10 protein-coding genes are annotated in these 23037 nt (G+C 43.5%); 2 read left to right on the top strand and 8 right to left on the bottom strand.

The features are described from left to right. Positions 1-11 precede the first annotated feature (11 nt). The 3 genes from N7E81_RS07950 to N7E81_RS07940 all read right to left on the bottom strand — a co-directional run bounded on the left by N7E81_RS07950 (position 12) and on the right by N7E81_RS07940 (position 7655). On the bottom strand, positions 12-2435 hold the full coding sequence (locus tag N7E81_RS07950; RefSeq protein WP_263052759.1) for a WD40/YVTN/BNR-like repeat-containing protein: 2424 nt from the start codon (positions 2433-2435) through the stop codon (positions 12-14). 80 nt (positions 2436-2515) lie between these two features. Continuing rightward, entirely contained in the window at positions 2516-6130 is a 3615-nt protein-coding gene (locus N7E81_RS07945; protein ID WP_263052758.1) for an Ig-like domain-containing protein, read from the bottom strand. Positions 6131-6569: 439 nt separating this feature from the next. Continuing rightward, positions 6570-7655 (bottom strand): helix-turn-helix transcriptional regulator, encoded by a 1086-nt coding sequence (locus tag N7E81_RS07940; protein WP_263052757.1) that lies wholly within the window; start codon positions 7653-7655, stop codon positions 6570-6572. Positions 7656-8153: 498 nt separating this feature from the next. Here N7E81_RS07940 and N7E81_RS07935 point away from each other — a divergent pair, with 498 nt between their 5' ends. Both N7E81_RS07935 and N7E81_RS07930 read left to right on the top strand, forming a co-directional pair. After that, positions 8154-12206, top strand: coding sequence for a T9SS type A sorting domain-containing protein (locus N7E81_RS07935; RefSeq protein WP_263052756.1), 4053 nt, complete (start codon positions 8154-8156; stop codon positions 12204-12206). 254 nt (positions 12207-12460) lie between these two features. Further along, on the top strand, positions 12461-13870 hold the full coding sequence (locus N7E81_RS07930; protein WP_263052755.1) for a sulfatase family protein: 1410 nt from the start codon (positions 12461-12463) through the stop codon (positions 13868-13870). A gap of 52 nt (positions 13871-13922) precedes the next feature. Here the strand turns inward: N7E81_RS07930 and N7E81_RS07925 are convergent, their stop codons facing one another. The 5 genes from N7E81_RS07925 to N7E81_RS07905 form a co-directional block, all read right to left on the bottom strand. Further along, positions 13923-15041 carry an aldose epimerase family protein gene (locus N7E81_RS07925; RefSeq protein WP_263052754.1) on the bottom strand — a complete coding sequence of 373 codons (1119 nt, stop codon included), beginning with the start codon at positions 15039-15041 and terminating at the stop codon, positions 13923-13925. A gap of 33 nt (positions 15042-15074) precedes the next feature. Next, on the bottom strand, positions 15075-15893 hold the full coding sequence (locus N7E81_RS07920; RefSeq protein ID WP_263052753.1) for an alpha/beta hydrolase: 819 nt from the start codon (positions 15891-15893) through the stop codon (positions 15075-15077). Further along, a complete protein-coding gene (locus N7E81_RS07915) occupies positions 15893-16810 on the bottom strand; it encodes an alpha/beta hydrolase (protein WP_263052752.1) in 918 nt (305 codons plus the stop codon). Before N7E81_RS07915 ends, N7E81_RS07920 begins: the two co-directional genes overlap by 1 nt. 28 nt (positions 16811-16838) lie before the next feature. Next, positions 16839-18281 carry a glycoside hydrolase family 125 protein gene (locus tag N7E81_RS07910; protein WP_263052751.1) on the bottom strand — a complete coding sequence of 481 codons (1443 nt, stop codon included), beginning with the start codon at positions 18279-18281 and terminating at the stop codon, positions 16839-16841. Between the two features lie 142 nt (positions 18282-18423). After that, complete coding sequence (locus N7E81_RS07905; RefSeq protein ID WP_263052750.1) at positions 18424-23010, bottom strand: Ig-like domain-containing protein; 4587 nt, start codon at positions 23008-23010, stop codon at positions 18424-18426. Positions 23011-23037 lie beyond the last annotated feature (27 nt).

Raw genomic sequence — 23037 nt, 5'->3', positions numbered from 1 at the left:
ATGCTGTGGCATCAAAATTCACAGTACCAGGAAACGCTCACTTCTTTTTTATCAGAAGAAAAAACAGCTGTTGGTGCTTCTTTTTTCTTGAGGCTTCTTTTCCAAAGCCCTGTTCCCATAGTAGCCTGATAAATATGTGCATTTCCTTGGTCGTCACTCCATATTTTCCCTCTTCTTGATACTGGAAATTCCATATAGTTTTCTCCTACGGTTCCTGTCCAGTCTTCTAAGGTTATATCTGCAAGACTATTCCCAATATTAGCTTTGATAAAGGCAATTCCTTTGGTCAACTTCTCTCCGTTTTCTCTTACCTGAAAGGTGAAAAAGAATTGGTTATTCAAACCACAAATTCCACCAAAGCTAGTTTTAAATCCATGAGCTCCTAACCATGCAGGGTTTCTCAGTGTTTCGGCATCTGCTCGCGTAACCACTTGAGTAAAATTATCTCCTCCATCTGCGGACAGATGCAATTCATAATTAACATTTGAATTGTCTCCTTTAGTCAGCAATAGGTATGTGGTGCTTCCATTTGCCCATACAGTCATGTCGCCATTGGATCCCCAATTACTATCTAGGCCATTGGTACTGCCATTCACAGACAGCTCGGTCCAAATGTAATTGCCTCCTGATTGTCTTTGGCCTTTGAATGTACCATTGGTGCATCGCAAATACACAAGATCAGAATCGTTAGGATCTGACATTATTTTTCTACCTGGTACTTCCGTGTCTCCACTTGTGATTTTGACAAAATTATAAGTGCTATTTCCAGCGACTAATTCATGTATGTTTTCTGTGACATATGCTCCACCAATAGTAGAAATATAAACTCGCTCAGGAATATTGTCATCGCTATGGATAAACGTGATCCTGTTGTTAGTTCCTAATCCTTTTGTAGTGCCTGACTTCCCGTCGATCAATACCTGCCAACTATCTACTGGGCCAGATAGGTTGGTCAATTCTTTGTATAACAAACGACCACTCCATTCTGCTAATGCCCCTCCAAAACCATCTGCTGTACCAGCCAGCATAATCGTATTTTCTCCGCTTTTCACTACAGATTCCGCTGCATCCGCATTCCAGCTGCCCGTCATCACAATACTGGGCTGCGACCATGAGAATCCACCATCATAACTTTCTACAATTCCATTGTCTGCCATGGCTTGAACCACGTAGTTTTCATAACCATCCATGTCCCAGTTGAATGTAGAAGCGGTACCATTGGTACGATAAAAATCTACACCATTCAGGTTCTTTTCTTGATGAGAAGTCACACACTTCCATGACGAAGCATCTGTGAGGTCACCAATATAAGCTGATTGCTGACTCATGATAAAAGCACCCCTTGTGTAGCTATAGTTAGTCCATGATTTAGGATAATAAGCATAGGTTCTAGATACACCTTGATACTTGTTCCAACCAATTTCTTCAATACTTTCAACACCAGTGTACTTGAAAGCCTCTTGAATTGTACCTGTGATTGTGACTCCTCCTGATACTGTAAACCTCCCTTCGAGCAGAGCATTTTCATTACCATTACCTCCTCTGAATAGCGTACCTAACATAACAAAATGATTCGTTGCTGTTGAATTAGGGTCTACAACTGGTCTCCAGTGCAATTGATTTTTTGCTTGCATCACACCACTAGCATCTAGTTCCGACCAGTCACCATCATCATAGGCTCTTACATAGAGTCCAGAATTGCCATCATTCCGCTCGTAAGCAGCATAAACCCATGCTCCGTCTGGTGTAATATCCGCACCTAAACAAGTTTTTGCATTGGTTGGCTTAGAAATCGCTGTCCAGGTCACCCCATGGTCGGTAGATCTAAATAAGCCAGATTCCGAACCTAACCATACATCTCCATTGGTAGGATGTATGGTAATAGTATATACATTTCTAGCTGCACTGCCGGCTACATAGTTACTTTTAGTCCAAGTATCGCCACTGTTGTGTGAGTAATACAGGCTACGCTCGCCACTTGTAGCAAACGCATTTACCTTATCCTCCAACCAACTCGGTGCCATATACATATAGTCTTCGTCTGAAGGGTCTATCGCCATAGCCGATACTGGTTTCCCTTTCAGTTCGTTGACAAAAGACCAAGTATCACCACCGTCATCACTTTTTGCCGCTCCATAAGTGGAGCCCATAAGTAGCCTATCAGAGTTCGTAGGAGCAATTGCAATGTTGAAGACATTGCTGTATAAAGACTGAAAACTATAGGACTCCCATGAGTCTCCATAATCATGACTTACATAGTACCCTTCCATATCACTACAGAGATACATTTTACCGTCTTCGTTAGGATCGCATACCACGTGCTGTACCTGACCTCCATGGCCAGGGTTCGCGTTGAACCACTGTGCAGAGGCATTGTAATGGATGATACTAAACCAAGCCATCAGAATCAAAAAATTTGTAACCCTTTTCATCATACTATTCTTTTCTTTCTCAATTAAATAAGCACCATGAAAGGTTTCACTCCTCACATGGTACTTGCTGACCTAAATAACTATCAATGAGTGACCAAAAACCTTTTCACATCTTGGTTGATCTCTAACAGGTAGGTGCCATTTTGGTAGCCTGATACATCCAATCTGTTTACTCCTTTATTGGACAGAAAGGAATAAACTACTTTTCCTGATATATCTCTGATCACTGCATGACCACTCACGGCAGATTCTACCACCATCCAAGAAGTGGCAGGAACGGGGTATATAAGCATAGGGGCAACCCATGATTTCTCATATGATCCATCCGTACGATATCTAATGCCAGCACCTAAACTGACTTGATCCGTTTCAACCCAAGCCGAAGCACCGATTCCATTTTTAGATTTAATTCTGAACTTATAAGATGCTCCATAGTCTAATCCAGTGATAGATACTGATGAAGCATTTTCTGCACCGTCAGGCATACTGGATGCTCTCCAAGTATCTCCGGACAATTGTGCCATAATATCAAAGAAGTCTTCGTTGTTGGAGTTGTCATTCCAGTGTAGGATCACACTAGTTGGCGAAGTAACCTCTGTCCATACTTGGCAAGGAGGATTGGGTTTGCCTCCTGAAGAGGTTGCCGAACAATCACCATTCCCTACTGGTGAAACAGTAATTGTCGCCTGATCTGTCTTCGCCCCTTCTACTGTCGTGACTGTAACGATGGCAGTACCAGCAGCAATTGCTGTCACTAGCCCGGCACCATTCACTGTAACTACATTCGTATTGTTGGATGTATAATTAACGTTTTGATTGGTAGCATGGCTGGGTGCTACACTAGCAGACAGTTGCTGGGTACTTCCAGTCATTAAAGCTACCGAGGCAGGCGTTAAGGTCACACCAGTGACATAAACGGTAGTCGAACTCCCTGCATTTACTACACCGCCCGAAATATGTAAATCATCAAGATATAACTTGTCGACACCTCCACCCCAGCGCTCTATTAGCACACGATTGAAACTATCAGTATCTAAAGTCCCACCAGAAATAGCTACCGCTATAGTTCCCCAATTGTTGGAGGGAAAACTTTGATTAGGATAATCTACGTAACCACCATTTGCATCAAGCAATTTTACATTGAGACTGTTGAGTGCTCCTCCTATGCCAAACCCTTTCAACACAAGTGTACCACCAGTCACTTCCAATGGATCGAATTCGATAATGAGCGAGTGATCCGCTCCAGGTGCCACACTTTGATCCAGTCCCTGAACATACCTTGAAGATGCCCCTTCGAGTACCTGCCCCGAACTCGGAGATGATGTGACATTTCCAAAACCTGACCAAGCCAATCCTGAGGTTTCGTCTGTATCTGTGAATAGATTGTACCTTGGTTCTGCTGCTGGTGGTGTCCACCCACTCTCATCAATAGAAGGCAAGTCATCTGCTTGACCTCCATTTGTTTTTCTAGCTAATACACCAGCACCTTGTGTCGCTAGGTATACTTTCCCATCATATAATTTGATTTGTTTGGCCGTAGAGTAATGTAAGTCTGAAGTCCAGTTTTCCCAACTGACGGATCCATTGCTACTGACTGTTCCTTTGACCACTCCATATCCCCATCTTACATCTTCCCAAACGTGATATGGGATATACATCACATTACCATCGACAAGTATGCCATTGGTATTGATCCCGTGTTCTGCAGCATCGTACCATGCGGGTTCGTCTAGATAATTGAACAAATCAGCATCCCAAAGCACTGCTGATGATTCAAACTGGGTGGCTCCACTACTTGCTCGGACTATTCCTTTGAACCGCTCGTATGTATAGACAAATGAATTGGCACCTGACTTCACAACTGCGACACCTCCCCAGTGCAAATTGTTTGTCTGTCCTGAGCTTCTAGTCATAGTCACCCAAGTGTAGGTAGTACCGCTCCGTGTCCCTTTGTGCGTACCAGAATTGTCCTTGTAATAAACAATATTGCTATTATCAGGGTCAAAAGACAAGGCAGTTCCTAGTGACGTATTACTGTTGATCCGGCGAAAAGAAGGTGAGCCTGTATTGATTAAGCTCACAATATCATCACAGATATAAAGCCCTGCATGTGTGATTACATATAGTCTTTTGTAATCATTGGGATCTTCTCTGAATTGCCAAATTCTATTATTAGGCAACCCTTTTCTATTGTTGGCTGAAGCTAATTGTTGCCAATTGTGATCTGGAGTATTGAGATCAAGTGTTTTATAAAGTAAATTAGAATTAGCTGCGGGATTGCCCCCACCAAAACCAGAAGCAGCATCCATAAGCACAGTAGGAGGTGAAGTCGGCAACACATGTACGGCATGTCCGTCCTGAACACCAAAGCTAGTTCTGGACTGTACCCAAGAACCGCCATGATCCCAACTCTCCAAAGCCAAATTATCTGCCTGTCCTTGGATCATATAATTATCATGTACCGCTACGTCGTAGGTAAATGTAGATGCGGTCCCTCTACTTCTAAAAAAATCTAATCCATCATCTGATCGGACATACCCTGTACTTACTATTCTCCAATCACTATTGCCCAAAGCGGCATCACCAGTAAAATAGGATTGTTGTGCTTGAGTAAATACGCCACGTGTATAGCCTGTCCCACTCCAACTGGCAGGATAGTAAGTGTTGTTGCGACAGTTTGCCACATAATAATTCCAACCAATGTCATAATTCACATTATTAGTAGTGCCATTATGATTCATGATCATTTGGTAACTTCCCGAAACGGTATTACCGCTAACGGTAAAACGGCCTTCAAACAAGCCTTCGTTTGGATTTTGATCTCGCTGACCAATCAACACATAATGGCTATTTCCAGATGCCTGAAACACTTCTGGTTGCCACATGTTGTGGCTGTCCCAACTACCACTCCCCAAATCTTGCCATGCTCCATTTGGGTAGTTTTTCACAAATAGGTTTGTTCTTCCTCCTTTTCTATATAGTGCATAAAGCCAATTGCCGTCTACACTCAAATCTGCTCCCCAGCAATATGTGTTATCGATACCTGACGGGCCTGTTTGGTGTGACCAAGAGACTCCTTTGTTTGTGGATCTATACAACCCGTCTTCCGTCGCGATCAACACATCATTGCTGTTCGTAGGGTCTACTGTGATCGATTGCACTTGAGGATCGCCACTTGAGTAATTATCCCAAGAAGATTTGCTCCAAGTCGCCCCCCCGTTATGAGAATAATAAATTTCTTTGGTATCTGTGGTCTGCTGTGGGTAGTGGTTGAGATGACCATCATTGCCTCTCCAGTTATTCCCCGCATAGACATAATTGGCATTAGAAGGATCTATCTCTATGAGACCAATGGTTTTATCTTCTGTATCAGCTACTGTAGTATAGGTAGCCCCTTTGTTAGTAGACACGCTCAGCCCTTTGGCATGACCTACATAAAACTTATTGCCATGGCCAACAGCCATCAGCATGAAAGCGGTAGGCAAATCTTGTGCTGCCCAAGTCCAGCTCGTGCCATAATCTGAACTGTAATAAAATCCCTCCATATCTGAGGCTACAAACATCCTCCCTGGCACTGATGGGTCGCAAGACAACCCTTGTACACGTCCTCCCGCTCCAGGGTTAAGTGATTGCCAATCTTGAGCGATTACACTGAACGACATCATCAAGAAGCAACTGAGATAGTATATTTTTTTCATAAGTGTTTTGTTTAAGTAATAAAATCTGGCCTTGCTCGGTTTAAATGTATCATGCTAGCATCCGAACAATATCACAACTTATGAAGTCAGTAAAAAAGAAGACTACTGAGCATAAAAAACTAAATCAGGAGTAGCAATTATTACTCAGGAGTTTTTTACATACAAATGATAATCAATTAGTTAACTGTGTTTTTTTTATGAGAAAATGATAGGAAATAATTGTATGAAAAAGAGCCCTTTATTGACGGATTCAGCTTATTATTCCTGCATACTTTTACGCAAAACAGAAAGCCCTTCATTCCACAATAGGATAAAGGGCTTTTAAAGATTGAATGAGGTGAATATTAGGAGATTTTATCAGTCTAACACTGATTTTAAAAAGAGGATTGACCTCTCATCATTATTGGAAATTCGAAAAATAAACGGTTGCTACCTCCTTTTATTCATGCTGCTTTTGAAACTGTTTTGGAGTCATCCCTACTATTTTTTTGAAATTGGAGTAGTAAACAGACTCTGTTTTAAATCCACTATCTAAAGCAATAGAATAGTTGGTCGCATCATTGGTATCTGGAGACAGCAATATTCTCTTTGCCTCTTCAATTCTGAAATTATTGATATAACGATTGAAATTCATACCAAGATTTTCATTCAGCACTTTACTTAAAATATAGGGTTGTATATCTATTTCTTTGGCTACTTCCCGTTCGGTGATATCATTTCTGAGATGCAACCTTTTCTCTTCGAGCACACGCTGTAACGCCTCTAGTATTTCATCTACTGGCTCAGGCTCTGAACTGGTCGTGTCAGTTTTTTTCTTAAATAGCTTCGTGGAATGTAAGCGAAACACATTGGGGAACCTGAGTGTATAAACTCCTGCTATCGAAACGATCAAAGCATTGAGCGAAATAAAAATATAGACCAATACATTTCTTAACTCTGCAGATATTTTAGGTACTACATAAAAACTAGATAGAAAGGCTCCATTGATAATCACCTTGAGTGCAAGAAAAGAAATAGCAATAGTAAACCAGACAGAAATCCATTTTTCAACTGCGTAATTCTCTTTAAAGTGGAGTACATAAATTCGAACCGACAATACTAAATACAGGATGTTTGAAAAAACTACACTAAATATAGCTACCCGGTGCATGGGGTGAGAAAGGTAGGTCATGAAGTTGATCTTTTCGTGAGTAAAGTGAAAGACGCAGAGACTCACAAATAAAATCACAGCTGGCATCATATGCAGATAGCTGCGTTTGTCCAACTTATTATCTATAATCGACTTGATGTACAAATACAGTATCGGGCCATATAGCAGATTAAAAACATCACCATATCCCAGTAGCCTAGGAAAATCGAATTTTACCTCGGTAAACCTGACAAAATAATTCAGTGTGGTATGCAGTCCTGTAGAAAAGAAAAATGCTGCTAACAACTTATTGAGCAGATTTCTTTTAAAAAACAAAACACTTCCCCCGAACAAAATACTTTGAAAAGATACCCAAATGTATAATGCTATTTTCATAATTCTCTAATACTGCTGGTTTGTAATAATAAGCAATTGACAAAGTTCAAGAAAACTTACTGCAGGATAATTAATGTAGGTGGGACTCTACAATGAATCAAGCCAAAATCTATTCTGATTTAGAAAAGTATATAGTCCTACCTATAAAATTATCTTGAATCGGCTCAAGAAATTTTATAGGTAGGCACTGCTTTTTAAAAATTTAAGAGCTTTTTATATAGGAAACCCAAAGTGTGAATTTCAGAAACATCGCTTCTGAAATATTTGCAGTAAAAATCGAATTTATTGTATCAGTCATGACAAAACATATAAAATCATGCAAATCATCTTGACTTATACCAGTTTCTTTAAATCCATCAAAAACTCTTCTTTCGTCAATACAGAATACTTTGTTGCAATTTTAAAATCGCTACACAGGATATATTGATCGCTATATACATTTAGAAGTCCGCCCAATTTGAAATTGGCTGGAAAACAAAACAAACTAAACGATATAGCATGAATACAACTAAACTACGAATGACCGTATTTGCGGTCTTATTACACTTGGTGGGTTTTTCCCAGCCAAGTAATTGGGGTGACCTCAATCGATGGGAGAGTCTAAACCCTGGAGGAGGTGGACAAATACAGGACATCTATTTCGACCAAAATGTAGAAGGTAGAATTTGGTTTTCCAGTGATATGGAAGGCGTGTACCGCTCGGATGATTCTGGTCAAAGCTGGAAATTCGTAAGCCAAGACCTAAGCCATGGTATGGCTTTCGTCATTGCTCAAGAAGTGAACGGAAACAAAACTTATCAGGGGGGCTTGCACGGTGCCCACTTCTCTACCAATGCTGGAGCTTCAAATCATCACAACGTAACCTGGGACCTCATTCCTGAAACTAAGGGTGATGCCATTGCGTCGATAGCCATCTCGCCGGACAAGCAAACCGTAGTCTTGGCTCCAGGGTGGCAAAATAAAGATCCCCAAAAAGGACAGGGATCTTTGATAGACCCCATTCAGAATCTTACGACAGACAAATTCAACGGTGGCAGAGAAGTATATGTGTCTACCGATGCCGGGCAAACCTGGAACACGCGAACGTATGAAAGCCAAGACGGCTACCGAAATGTATTCGGCGTATCCATTCACCCAACCAATGGCAACATCTACTTGGGATCAGGTGCTGGTGTATATGTTTCTACAAATAATGGTACCTCTTTTTCAAGAATATCAGATCCATCACAGGCATTAGGTGATGCTGGCAATGCCGTCAATATCTCCAAACGACCAGACGGCGGCTCAAGAGGCGTTGGCCTTTCTCCTGATGGCAAATATATCTACGCAGTATATCAGACAGTTGCTGATGCGAGTTATTCGAATAAAAGATGGGCTGTCTTCGCTGCCAAAACAAGTACCTCAGGCATCACAGGAGGATGGCAAATGATCATGAATGGCCTAAGCGATGAAGCAGAATGGTATGATCCAAAAGTTGATCCTCGCTCCACTGCTTCGCAGCACAGACTCATGATCGGTACCGTCTGGAATGGCAATCAAAACCGTGTGGGGCTCTGGGAAGCTACCGTAAATATCGACGGATCCAACAACATCACTAGTCATGTATGGCAAGAAATACTAAATATGCCAAAAAATGGTCGTTGCTTCGATTTTGAGCCAAGCTGGGAGCGTCGAGATTTCATCGTACGGGCGTATGATTATACCCCTACATCATGGAGTTCACATGAGATTATTTCCATGGGTGGAATGAACGTATTTATAGGTGATGCCACAGGCGCTGATTTTCCATGTTCTTCTTGGAATGAAGTATATGGGGAAGTAATCTCCTATCAAGATGGCCTAGCCATGTCACACGAACGTGGGTTTACATCAACGTACTGCTACGATGTGGATGCTTATGGCAGCTATATGATCCAGGGCAATGCTGATCATGGCATTCTCCAAAGCTTAGATAATGGCTACTCCTGGACCGCAGAGCATGGCCCCACTGGTATTACCAATTCTATGTCTGTATTGACTATTCCTGTCACACCAGCCCTAGTACTCGCAGATATGCGAAAAGGATACGGTGCGCCTAATCAAGCCGTGGGTGGCTTGTATGCCAAAGTGATAGATGAAAATAGCATCGGCGTAAAAGAAGATTGGAAATTGGTAGGTGGAGAAGTGCCAAACACGCAAGGCACTAACTATGGATTACCCTCAAGAAATTACCGTGCATTAATTCATGATCCAAATATTCCACAACGCGTCTATGTATCGACCAGAGGAAAGTCTGGAGTAGCCGAAGGCGGTATATACATGACAGATGATATAGTCGCTGTATACAATGGCACTGGCACTTGGAGTAAAATCACTCCATCAGACATGGACTATCGTGATCTTCGAGATATTTGGGTAGACCCTAACAATAGCAACTATGTATACGCAAGATCAGCAGGGTCAGGAAACTCTGGAAGTCTATACCGTGGGGTCCGATCTGGAAATAATTATACTTGGACCAATATGGAATCAGATTGCAGAAATGCAAGCGACTTGTATGTTTGGAATAAATCAGGACAAACTTGGCTGGTCGCAGCAGCTCAGATCAACGGTGATTATGCTGTTTATGTAAATCAAGACCCTCAAAATAGTAATTGGAATTCAATAGCCAGCTGGATAGACACAGGCATGGATGTAGCCAAATCATTGACCCTGCGTCCTGAAAAATGGGTGGAAAGCAATGATCCCGTTGAGTTTAGTGGCTTGGCCGCTCATGACAATATGATTGTGACAACCACATTTGTAGGGAATCATAAAAAAGGTCTCGGTGCTTTCATGGGGATTTTAAACAACGACGGTACTGCTAGCTGGACAGATTGGAGCTTGGCTAGTGGCAATAACCGACTGATTGAAAACCCTACTGGCCTTCAGGCAAAAGTTAAAATTGAAAACGGTAAGCCTTACTATTATGTAGCCTTAGCCACGACTGGCGCATGGAGACGACAAATGTCTGGATGTGGTGTATCTGCCACCAAGACAAGTCACAACTTCCCATCTTCTGGAGGATCTACCACCATCACCATCACCTCTCCTGAGGCCTTTACAGTTAGCGACAATCAAGGCTTCATTAACACAAGCTTATCTGGCCAGGTGCTGACCATTACAGCCACACCAAATAGTGGGTCGTCTGCTCGGTCAGGTGAAGTTACCGTTTCGGGATGCTCTACGACCATCATACAAATCTCTCAGGATGGAACTGGGTCTACAGGCGGAAGTAGTGGTATGGAAGATTTTAATAATATGCCTAGTGCCAATCAATGGTCAGATGGGACTTTCACTGGCAATGACGCCATAGAGTGGAGCTATTTTCAGGTAAAGCGTACCTCTTCAATCAACGGCAACACAATCAAACTAGATAACAGTGCCAATGGTACTGTATCGGCAACCATCACAGGAGGTTTAACTGCAATTAGCCTGATGGCCGCACCTACAGGCACAGGAAGCCCGAGTGGAGTAGAGATCATCGTAGACGGTGTAGTATTACAATCTTTTGCCATAGATAATGGAGCCGCTCCACAACTATTCGAAATTCAGAATTTAGATATTCAAGGCGCTTTCAATTTGTCTATCAAAGGTTTTAATAATTCAGATGTACAGATCGATGACATCAGCTGGACTGGAAATATCCCTACAACATATACCTTGAACGTAACCAACGGATCAGGAAGTGGGGATTATCTGGCTGGCACATCAGTCAATGTATCAGCAAATGCAGCTCCTTCAGGGCAGGTTTTTGACGTTTGGACTGGTGGTGTGTCTATATTGGCAGACAAATTTAGTGCAAATACTACCCTGACTATGCCTACAAATGGGGTGAACATTACAGCCACATACAAAATAGTCACCTCAACAAACGGCGGCATGGAAGATTTCAGCAATATGCCTACAGCTAACCAATGGGTCAATGGATCATATATAGGCAACAACGGTATCGTATGGGAATACACACAAGCCAAACGTACCAATGCCATCAATAGCTATACGATCAAGTTGGACAATAATAATGGTGGAGAGCTCAGTGCCAATATCGGAGGAGGAATAGGAGATTTAACTTTTCAAGCTGCACCCACTGGCACTGCGAATACCAGTGGTGTTGAGGTCTTTGTGAATGGCACCTCCATAGGTACAGAAGAAATCAGTATAGCTACTACTGAAACTGTAACTTTCTCAAACATTAATGTATCTGGTACTTTCGAGCTCGTATTCAAAGGATATAACAATGCTGACATCCAAATTGATGACATTAGTTGGACTTCTAATTCTGGGGCAAGAATACAAACTACGACCAACAAGCCCACTCTCCATCAGATCAGTCTATATCCTAATCCCATGGACCATTATGTGAAATTAAACACACCCAATACTGTAGAACTAAGTATTTATAATACTTACGGTCAGTTGGTTCTTAGACAATTTACAAATGCAGATGGAAAGGTGGACGTTTCACATTTGAAAAAAGGATTGTACATCGCCAAAATAGAGGGTACCTCCTTCAAGTTGTTTAAAAAATAGATGACACAGTACCAATGAAAAACCGTTTCATGTCATTTTGAAATTAAGTTTAATTTCTAGTACGCAGAGGTATTTTCCCTCTGTCGAAACTAGAATCATATCATAATCTAAATCATCCTGTCGGCTATAAAAGTCTGACAGGATGATTCACTTTTCAAGGCCTTGGCTTTACTCTTTTCATTCGTATTTGTCCAAATAAAGCTGGTGGCTATAGATTAAATAATTTGCCAGATAATGGCTTAGAAACAAACAAAATGAATAAGATATCTCTATTATACAGTTTACTCACTTTCCTCTCATTCTATGGTGAGCATACGCTCGAGCAACCCACAAACAGACCCAATATTATTTTTATTATAACCGATGATCAGCAAACTGGATTATTAGGTATAGAAGGAGCAAAAGAGGCAAACACACCTCATATAGACCGAATTGGTCAAGAAGGTGTCCTTTTCAAAAATGCCTTTGTAGTTACCCCTTTGTGTTCTCCAAGTCGCGCAAGTTTTCTTACTGGCAACTATTCACATAAACACAATGTGATCAATAACGATAAACTTGGATTAGATGTGGTGAGCCACACCTTGCTGACTTGGCCACGTCAGCTCAGAGAATCTGGATACGAAACCGCCTTTATCGGAAAATGGCACATGGGGCTCGATGACTCTCGTCGTCCTGGTTTCGACAGATGGTTTAGCTTCAAAGGACAAGGAGATTATATTGATGGAGTAGTCAATGACGAAGATGTGCACCTTCAAACTACTGGCTACATGACCGACATTATTAACGAACGTGCGCTAGACTACCTCACCAAAGATCATGGAAACAAACCATTTGCTATGGTGATTGCCCACAAAGCCATCCACTGGCCATTGCTTCCTGCTACAAGACACGAATCCTTGTATACAGATTTTGAATTTGATTCATTAGAAATAAAAAAAAGCGACATAGATGGCAAGCCAATGCTCACTAGATCGGTCGATAGACAAGCCTTTTATGCATATGAAAACGTATTACCCGAACCTCCCGAATCCAGACGTGGGCGCGGACGTAAACGTTCGGTCGTGGTAGCTGATCAACTCAGGTGCTTGGCTAGTGTAAACGAGGGAATCGGTGAAATTTTCTCGGCGCTCGAAAAAAGCAACCAATTGGACAATACCATTATCATCTATACCAGCGACAATGGCATGCTCATGGGCCAACACGGTGAGTTTAACATCAAAAGATGGGCTTATGATCCAGTTATTCGAATTCCTATGCTGATCAGATATCCCAAGCTCATTCCAAAAGGCAGCATAAAAGAAGAAATGATCTTGAATATAGACTTAGCCCCTACCCTGCTGGAACTGGCTCAAATCGAACCACTAGAGCCTATGAATGGCCAATCAATGGTTCCTCTTTTTGAACAGTCTAATGCTCCTTGGCGTTCGGCCTTTTTAACGGAATATTTTTTAGAAAAAGTGGCTCCCAGAGTGCGCCCTTGGCAAGCTGTACGAACCGAAGATTGGAAGTATATTCATTATACAGAAGCAGAAATGCCTTCGGAATTGTATCATCTAGCAAATGACCCTAGCGAAGAACACAACTTGATTGACCAACCATCTGCACAAGACCAACTGAAAGTCATGCAACAAAAACTAGCACAGCTACTCCAAGAAAGTGAATGATTATATGGTTTGACTGTGATCTCTACTCTCCAGCAATATGCCCTCTTGGAGACTACTGCACACTGAACTTATAGATGCAAGTAGAAGTATATGTTTCGCCAGGTGCTAAAATAGTAGAAGGAAAATGGTCTTGGTTAGGACTGTCTGGAAAATGTTGGGTTTCCAAACAAAAGGCAGTTCTATACTCATAAGGCAAGTCTCCTTTTCCTACTTCTTTCCCACTCAAAAAATTCCCCCCATAGAATTGTAAACCTGGTTCATCTGTAAATACTTCCATTTTTCTCATAGAAATTGGATCTACGACAGTGGCTGCCAATTTCATCCCCTCTCCATCCAAAATAAAATTGTGATCATATCCATAGCCATAATTCAATTGTTGATGATTGCTATTCACTCGTGCTCCAATTGGCATAGGCGCAGTAAAATCAAACGGCGTGTTCAGAACCTCCTCTACCGTACCCGTCGGGATAAGCCCATCTGTCACAGGGGTGTATTTTGTTGCATTAATTTGCAATATGTGATCATTGATACTGCCTTGGCCTGCCCCATGCAAGTTGAAAAATGAATGATGAGTAAGATTGACAGGGGTTGCCCGATCTGTGGTCGCTACATAGTTAATCTCCAATTCATTATTATCTGTCAGTTTATAAGTCACTACTACATCTAAATTGCCAGGATAACCTTCTTCGCCATCTTTCGACAGATAATGCAGTTTCAACTCTACATCAGAAACCTGAATGGCATCCCAAACGACATTGTTGAAACCTTTGTCGCCACCATGCAGATGATGGTCGCCATTATTGGTTGCCAGTGAGTAGGTAGAATCTTGAAGTGTAAACTGCCCCTTGTTTATTCGATTGCCGTATCGCCCGATCAGTGCCCCGAAATAAATTTCGCTGGATACCAAATAACCTTGCAGGGAATCATAACCCAATACAATATCAGCAAAATTTCCATTTTTATCGGGTACCCATAAGCTCACTACTCTACCGCCATAATTCGTGATTTGGGCGGTTAGGCCGGATTGATTTTTCAACGTATATAAATCCACGTCTTTCTCATCGACTACCTCTTGAAAATTAGCATTGTCAATCAATTTTATCGCCTCTGGATTCTGGCGACAAGAAATACATAAAATTATTAACGTAAATGAAATATTCAATTGATTCATGTAGTCTTTCTTTTTAAGAAAATTTAGGTTGCATTACTTGTTGAGGTATCCCAGAGAAACTAAAAAGCTATCTACATCCATCAACGTTTGCTCATAAAACTTGCCATGCCCATAGTTGAAAAACCCATGCGTTCCTCCTTCATATAGGCGCAAATCACACCTACTTCCGACCACATCCATTACTTTTTGATAATACTGAGCCGTTACTACTGGAATAAGCTTGTCATTAGTACCTAGCATGATAAGCGTAGGAGGAGCTCCTTTTTTGATATTGTGTAGTGGAGAAAAGAACCTGTAATCTTCTCCGATTCTTCCATACCCATATCCTCCAGGGCCATTATCAATCACTGGGTTAAAAAGCACCAATGCATCTGGTATACAACTTTGAGAGGAATCATCCCCGTCGTCATTATACCCCTCCACTAATGCCGTAGCAGCAGCCAAATGCCCCCCAGCCGAACCACCAGAAGCAATGATTTGAGTCGAATCGACATGGAACCTTTCTGCATTTTTTCTAATGAATCTCATAGCAGATTTAGCATCCTTAAGTGACTCAAAAGGAGTCGTTCCGTTTTGATTTTTAGTTCGGTAATCAACTAAAAAACAAACTAAACCCCTCTGAGCAAAATACTCTGCATGATGGATAAAATGCATTCGGTCACCACTGATCCATCCTCCTCCAAAAAAGAAAACCAACGCAGGATAAGCTTTGGCTTCTTCTACTTGACTAGGATAATATACCTCCAAGAATAATTCCGTAGTATCCACTTGCTTGTATAGTGTTTTCTCTTGTGCATAGCACGTTGGGGTGTAGATAATCGTCATCACCAAAATGAAAAAAGTATATCTCATTATTTCAAGCTGTCTATCCAATCCAAAAGCAAATTGGGCCAGTTTTGCAAATACCCTTTGCCTATGGCTAAAGCAAAGCCGTGCCCGCCTTCTGGATAAAAGTGAGCTTCCGACATCACACCATTTGAGACCAAGGCTTGGTAAAACAGTAAACTGTTCATTACAGGCACGGGCTCATCATCCATAGCATGCACGATGAAGGTCGGAGGCGTATTGGCATTTACATGCAATTCATTAGAATATTCGTCCAGAAGAGACGTATCGGGCTTAGCCCCTAGTAAGTTGTCTCTCGACCCTGTATGGGTGTAAGCTTCTTGCATAGTGATGACGGGATAGACCAATATCATAAAATCGGGTCTGGCGCTGAGCGCGTCGATGCTATCCTGTGGGGTACTGAGCACCTCGTCGTAATGCGTGCCTAGCGTCGATGCCAAATGCCCACCAGCCGAAAAGCCCATAATGCCGATTTGACTTGGGTCAATGTTCCATTGCTTTGCATTTTTTCTCACAAGCCTCATGGCTCGCTGTGCATCTTGTAGTGGCGCTTTGTGTCTTTCGACTAATGATTTTGATTCTGGCAATCTGTATTTCAACACAAACGCCGTGATGCCTTTTGAATTAAACCACTTGGCAATATCTGTTCCTTCCCAGTCGTATGCCAGGTGATGATAGGCACCCCCTGGGCAGATGATTACCGCCTTACCTGTAGCTGCTCTGGGCGCAGGCAGATACACGTCCAAGGCAGGCGCTTGCACATTGCCTACCCAAAATATATCATCCTGCCTGCGAGTTTCTTGCTCGTCCGTGACCCGCTGATTGGGCACTTTGCCTTCCCAGAGTGAGAGTGTCGTTCCTTGTCCAAAGCTCTTACTGGCAACTACAAGTAAACAAAGGGTAAGTATTATATATGATTTCATATGATGATGTTTAATCAACAGGTAATATCTAAAAGGTCTGTTTTAGCAAATGTGGCCGTTCGGTATGGATCTTTACGATGAGCTCACCAAACAACGTATTGGCCCAGGCAAACCAAGACCTGTTGAAATCCGTGGGATCATCCTTATGAAAAGCCTCATGCATAAAGCCAGTATCGGCATGTGTGGCCTTTAGCATCTTCAAACAATTCGTAATTTCTTGATCATCCGTGCTCGTCATGGCGCGGAGTATGATTCCCATGGGCCAAATTTTCTCTTTGCCAGTATGTGGACTGGCTTGGCCTTCTGCTGCCGTCCCTTTCAAAAAATACGGGTTGTTTTCACTCAGCAAGAAATTTCTGGTGTTAGTGTATATCGGATCGCTTTTATACTGATCGTCCAAATAAGCCAAGGACATCAAAGAAGGCACATTCGCATCGTCCATATAGAGTTTATTGCCAAAGCCATCTACCTCGTAGGCATATATCTGACCGAAATCCAGATGCTCCGCAATGGCGTATTGTTTGATCGCAGCATCCACTTCATTGGCGAATGCCAAACAATCAGACGCAAAAGCTGGCTCCTTGCGCACATTGGTATATAGGCCATGCAGCTGACGCAATGAGATGGCCGCAAAAATATTAGACGGAATCAAAAAGGGATACATGGTGGCATCGTCTGAAGGACGAAAAGCCGACACAATCAGCCCCACAGGTTTGATCGGTCTACCGGTACCGTCGAATACAGGGGCATCGATCATGCCATAGGATACGCGTTTGAAGCGATAGGGTGATTCTCCGTCTTTGCGCTGCTCGGTACGCAGCACATCATACACCGTGCGCATGGCTTCATCCCAGTCGCTATCGAATATCGACGCATCACCAGTAGCACGATAATATCCTTCGGACAACCGCACCACATAGCAAAGCGAATCGATCTCCCACTTGCGCTCATGTACGCCAGATATGGGCGATGGCTGGTCACTTTTCCAATGAGATTCTTTAGTCAGGTCTTTGTAAAAGGCATTGGCATAAGGGTCTTTTAGGATGCATTTCACTTGTCTGTTGATCAAGCCCGCCACCAGCTTTTTTATGCCCTCATCTTTATTGATCAAACTCATGTACGGCCATACCTGGGCCGTGCTATCGCGGAGCCACATCGCATCTATATCGCCAGTGATAATGAAGGTATCTGGCTTACCATCGATTACTTCATAGTCCACCGTAGTGTCCAAGGTATTGGGGTAGCAATTTTCGAAAAGCCAGGCGAGTTCGTCGTCGGCTATTTTCTTTTTAATGGATTTGATTTCATTTTCGATTGCCGTACTCGTAAATGTTCGCTTGTTTTTCGGCGGCCGATTAGACACATATTTTTCGTCCGTTGCCAACCCATCTGAAGCCAAACTGATGCTTGGCAGTACACTAAGGCCTGTAGCGGCTATCCCATTTTTAATGATAAAATCCCTTCTTTTCATGCGTTTGTTTTATGATAGAATGAAAAACAATGATACGTCAATTGCATGAAGGGCAAGAGAAGAATTGACTGCACATTTTTAAATGCAAAGAACCTTAGACAGCGGACTGTCTAAGGTTCTTCCTATTCAAATCATCATCAAACTACTTAATAGACAGTTTTTTGGTGATGAAGTCATCTCCGCTCTTGATACGGATCAGATATAATCCGCGGCTGGTAAAGTGGCGCTCATCGATCAGCACTTGATACTGATCCAGACCAGTCACATCAACTTTCAAGACCTCTTTGCCTTGTAGCGTTATAATCTCGACAAACTGCGCTGACTTTTGCAAAAGGATCGTCAGCGTTTGACCCTGTTTCAATGGATTTGGATACACCACTTGGGTGTTCAAATCAGCTGACTTTTCAGATTCAGCATCGCGCAGTCTTCCACTGCTACCGAAACTAAAGTTTCCCCAGGTATTGGGATAGTCCGCACTGGTCAATCCGCTTTCGCTATGCAGCATCGTCCAATTGCTGTTGTCATTGGATCCGTGGCAATCGAAAGCAGAGAATCCTCTGTTGGCCGCATTGGCTTTGATCTGGATTTCTGTTGGCAGAATTTCATTGCCTGCACCCAAGTCGATCGTGATCCAAGCCGGATAGCTCGTGCCTACAGCCCATCCACCATTGGTATTATCATAGGCCGCATAGTCATTGCTGGCGTTGTTGCTGGAAGTCACCTGTCCTTGCGTATTCCAAGTGATTTTGGGATTTGGATAGTCTGCACTACCGACTAGCCAGTGAATTTGCTGAATGGTAGATTCCAACTGTACTGTACCATAAGCCGTCACTCTTAAATAGCGATAAGAAGAAGCACCTCCTCCGCCAGTGACTGTCACCATACAACCCGCTGAAAAACCGCCGTCGGCAGTCACCACCGTAATATTGGCCGAACCTGGAGATACTGTAGTCACTACACCGCTGCCATTCACTGTGGCCACATTGGTGTTGGACGAATTCCAGGTCACTGACTTGTTGGTGGCATTGGACGGCGACACGGTCTCGTTGAAATCGAAAGTGGCTCCTACAGATAAACTAGGCGAACTACAATTGCCGATCACCACACCTGAAACGGACACATTAGATCCACCTCCATTGAGGCTACCAAAATCTATATAGCCTGGGCAATGCATCCATTGGCTAAAGCCACCACCTCCACAAGAGCCATTCTGCCAAGCACTGGTATTGATAGGCTGATCTTCAGCCTGATAGGTCACCCCATCTACAATGATATAATCCACCTCGATATCTGTTCCGTTGTCCGGAAAATAGATTTTTAGGTTTCCGGCAATGGAAAGAGAAGTCGTATAATTAGCAAATGAGCTTCCTGAAATTGAGAAGGTATGCACCGTATTGTCATTTACACGTACTTGCAGATTATCACTGCTGCCGCCAGTGAGTCTGGCTCGAATGGTCAATGAATTACCTCCACTCGGTGCGCTTACTGTCACATTGCAACTGGCCGTTTTATTAGCGCTATTCGTAGTCACGGTGATGGTGGCCGAACCAGCCGCTACAGCTGTCACCACACCACTTCCATTTACGGTAGCTACGCTCGTATTGGACGAGCTCCACGTCACAGACTTGTCGTCTGCATTGCTTGGTGAAACGGACTCGTCGAGATCCATGGTAGCGCCTATGCTCAGTGCACTTCCCGAACAGCCACTAATAGTCACTCCTGTCTGGAGAATTGGCCCTGTGCCACCTTCACATTTTTCCTGAACCAATACCGCATCTATCCATACATCAGGATTTCCTCCACCCATAAAGAAGTCAATTCTGGCATTGCTCTCGTTGGCGCTCATGGCGAATTCAAAACTGTAATCCGTCACTGCATTAGTCAAATTGATGGTTTCGTATTTGTACCCAGTCCAAGGCGAAATGTCTTTGAGTATTCCGGCCGTGATGCTTCGATTCGACGAAGATTTGGCTTTGAAAGAAACAGTGTAAGTCTTTCCACTCTGAAGCGTACCAATCACCTTGTAAAACTGTACGTCATTGTTGCCACCACCACCATTGCTAATGGTCACCTTAGCCGCTTGGCTCCCAGACAATCCTGCGCCCGAGACTTGCGACGATGAAGCATTGGCGCTCGCGCCGGTATTTACATACAGATTCCAGTCGGAGACGCCACTATCAAATTCGCCATTGCTGACCAAATTAGGATTGGAGCATCCTCCTCCAGAGCCACCGGATACGGTCACCCCGCAAGTTGCCGTTTTGTTGCCGCTGTTGGTGGTGACGGTGATGGTGGCAGACCCTGCTGCCACCGCTGTAACTAGTCCACTACTACTCACTGTAGCCACGCTGGTATTGCTAGAGCTCCAGCTCACAGACTTGTTGGTGGCATTGGAAGGCGACACCGTTTCATTGAGATTCATAGTAGCTCCTACAGATAATGCACTGCCAGAACATCCACTGATAGAAACGCTGGTAGGCACTATCGTACCCGTCCCATCTATTTCTCTTCGTACTGCGCCCGCTCCTGCGGTAGACGCAATGAAATATCTCTTGCCATCGGAGGCTACTTTTACTCTTGCCGATGTGAATCCACCAAAGTGAATATCTCCAGACCAATTTTCCCAAGACACATTGTTGCTACCATTGATGGTACCACGATACACGCCATAGGTCTGTTGCTGACGGTGGTCATAATAGTTGACAATAATCTTATTGTCATACCCAGCTATTCCACCCTTGCTTTGGAATCGAAAATCACCAGACACCTGTCCATACCAGCTTGGCGTATTCAGTCCTTTGGCAGTAGCCGAAGTAATGACGGTGTTCCAAGAGTTGCCCTGATCCATGGATAGCATGCCTTTGTATTCACCCCCTATATTTCCAAAATAGAAGAGGTATACTTGTCCATTGTGCTCCCACACATCCACTTCGGCATCCCAGCCTGATCCGTCCAGGATTTTATTGAAACTCCAGCTGCCTCCATTTTTTTGTCCTTTGTATACACCCTGGCCTCCACCACTATTAGAAGAGATGAATACCACGTCTGCATTAGTAGGGTGTGGGGCTATTTTCTTGGTACGGATACCAGCCATACCGATGTACTGCAGATTGCTAGCACCATTGGCAGCAGCCCACAGATCGTCTATCAAGTACACGCCGTTGTCGTTGCTCGCGGCAAACACACGATCTCGTTTGACTGGCGATACGGCGATGTCACGGTACTGACCGCCATTGATCTGGCCGCCTGCCCCTTTCACACTATTGGCTACTTGTACCCATTCGTCGGACGGAGAATGCGTATTCAATATTTTGGTCCAAAGTCGACCGCCTGTAAAACAAGCGCCACCATAGCAGCTAGGAGCTGATTCGGTGATGGCGATGTACTTGCCATTGTCATAGCCTATGTCTACACTTTGGGCATCAGACTGCTGGCCTTTCCAGCGCATTTGCATATTGCTCCAGGAGTAGCCTCCATCCCAGCTTTCTACCCAGCCATTGTCGGCCATGGTTTGTATCATGTAGTTGTCGTGCATGGCAATATCGTAGGTATAGGTACTGGCCGTGCCTCTACTCGCATAGGTAGGATTGCCACCCAGGTTGAAGTTGTTGTTTGGAATACAATACTTGTTGTTCCAATTCCAGCCCCAAGTCGAGCTATTTGGTGTTGCCTGAAAGATGGTTTGATTGGTGGTAGACCATAGCGCCCTAGACCAGGTAGTAGGCGTATAGTGAGCCACTCTCGGGTTTGGCGTGGCCTGATCCCAACCCGTATCATACCCGCTTACTCCTTCCCAGATTTTCTTCCAAGAATAGCTGGATAGGTTGTTGCCGCTCCAGTTGAAGGTGCCTTCGTACAGACCTGGGCGGCTGCCTAGAATTGCCATCGTTACTTTGTGAGATGATCCAGTGGATCTAGGATCGACTTCTGGATACCAGTAGTTGGCACTACCATCCAATCCTGACATTTTCAATTGCCAGTTGATCGATGAGGTACTTGTCACATAGAGGTCATGATTGAATGTGCCGTACAAAGTCTGGCCGTTTGGACTTAGCGCCACACCAGTATTGGTGCCGGGATTGCCTCCCAAGGCAAACCAAGATGAACCGCCGTTGGTGGTTTTGAACACTCCTTGCGAAGTACCCATGTAGGCTACATTGGCATTGTTTTTTTCGAACTGGATGCTGTACACATTTCGCTCGGACGATCCGCCTACATTCACTTGCTGCCAGGTGCTTCCGCCATTGGTAGATCTGTAGGTGATGATTTGTCCATTTTTAGACATTCCAAAATTGCCAGCAAAATCCCCATCGTCTCTCCAGCCTACAGCCGCAATGACCAGGTTGGGATTGGAAGGACTCACCGCTATGGCGCCGATCGAAAACTTTTTGGAAATACCCACCAAATCGAAATGATCTCCTCCATCGCTAGATACCTCAAGACCATATAAGGTGCCTACAAACATTTTGTTTGAATTGCCAGGGGTAACCGCCACGGCATACACTCTGTTTTGTTTGAGGTGGCCTTTGGGATGCCACGACTGACCGTTGTCCAAACTCTCGTAGATGCCTTCCATATCGGAAGCAAGAAACACCCGATTGGGCGTATTGGGATCGCACACGATATCTTGCACCTGGCCTCCCGCACCAGGATTGATCGACTCCCACTGCGCATGTCCTAATAGTGTCCATAGCAAGGAGATGGTTAAAATTGTAATTTTTTTCATCATAGTTTTTGTTAAGTTTAGTTTGAACCA

This window comes from Reichenbachiella carrageenanivorans (assembly GCF_025639805.1).
GTDB classification, from domain to species: Bacteria; Bacteroidota; Bacteroidia; order Cytophagales; family Cyclobacteriaceae; genus Reichenbachiella; species Reichenbachiella carrageenanivorans.
This window is presented reverse-complemented; position numbering and strand designations above follow the sequence as displayed.

What these genes read in the sequence shown, in the direction of transcription:
- N7E81_RS07950 (WP_263052759.1), bottom strand. Translation starts at nt 2,435, where the DNA reads ATGATGAAAAGGGTTACAAATTTTTTGATTCTGATGGCTTGGTTTAGT.
- N7E81_RS07945 (WP_263052758.1), bottom strand. Translation starts at nt 6,130, where the DNA reads ATGAAAAAAATATACTATCTCAGTTGCTTCTTGATGATGTCGTTCAGT.
- N7E81_RS07940 (WP_263052757.1), bottom strand. Translation starts at nt 7,655, where the DNA reads ATGAAAATAGCATTATACATTTGGGTATCTTTTCAAAGTATTTTGTTC.
- N7E81_RS07935 (WP_263052756.1), top strand. Translation starts at nt 8,154, where the DNA reads ATGAATACAACTAAACTACGAATGACCGTATTTGCGGTCTTATTACAC.
- N7E81_RS07930 (WP_263052755.1), top strand. Translation starts at nt 12,461, where the DNA reads ATGAATAAGATATCTCTATTATACAGTTTACTCACTTTCCTCTCATTC.
- N7E81_RS07925 (WP_263052754.1), bottom strand. Translation starts at nt 15,041, where the DNA reads ATGAATCAATTGAATATTTCATTTACGTTAATAATTTTATGTATTTCT.
- N7E81_RS07920 (WP_263052753.1), bottom strand. Translation starts at nt 15,893, where the DNA reads ATGAGATATACTTTTTTCATTTTGGTGATGACGATTATCTACACCCCA.
- N7E81_RS07915 (WP_263052752.1), bottom strand. Translation starts at nt 16,810, where the DNA reads ATGAAATCATATATAATACTTACCCTTTGTTTACTTGTAGTTGCCAGT.
- N7E81_RS07910 (WP_263052751.1), bottom strand. Translation starts at nt 18,281, where the DNA reads ATGAAAAGAAGGGATTTTATCATTAAAAATGGGATAGCCGCTACAGGC.
- N7E81_RS07905 (WP_263052750.1), bottom strand. Translation starts at nt 23,010, where the DNA reads ATGATGAAAAAAATTACAATTTTAACCATCTCCTTGCTATGGACACTA.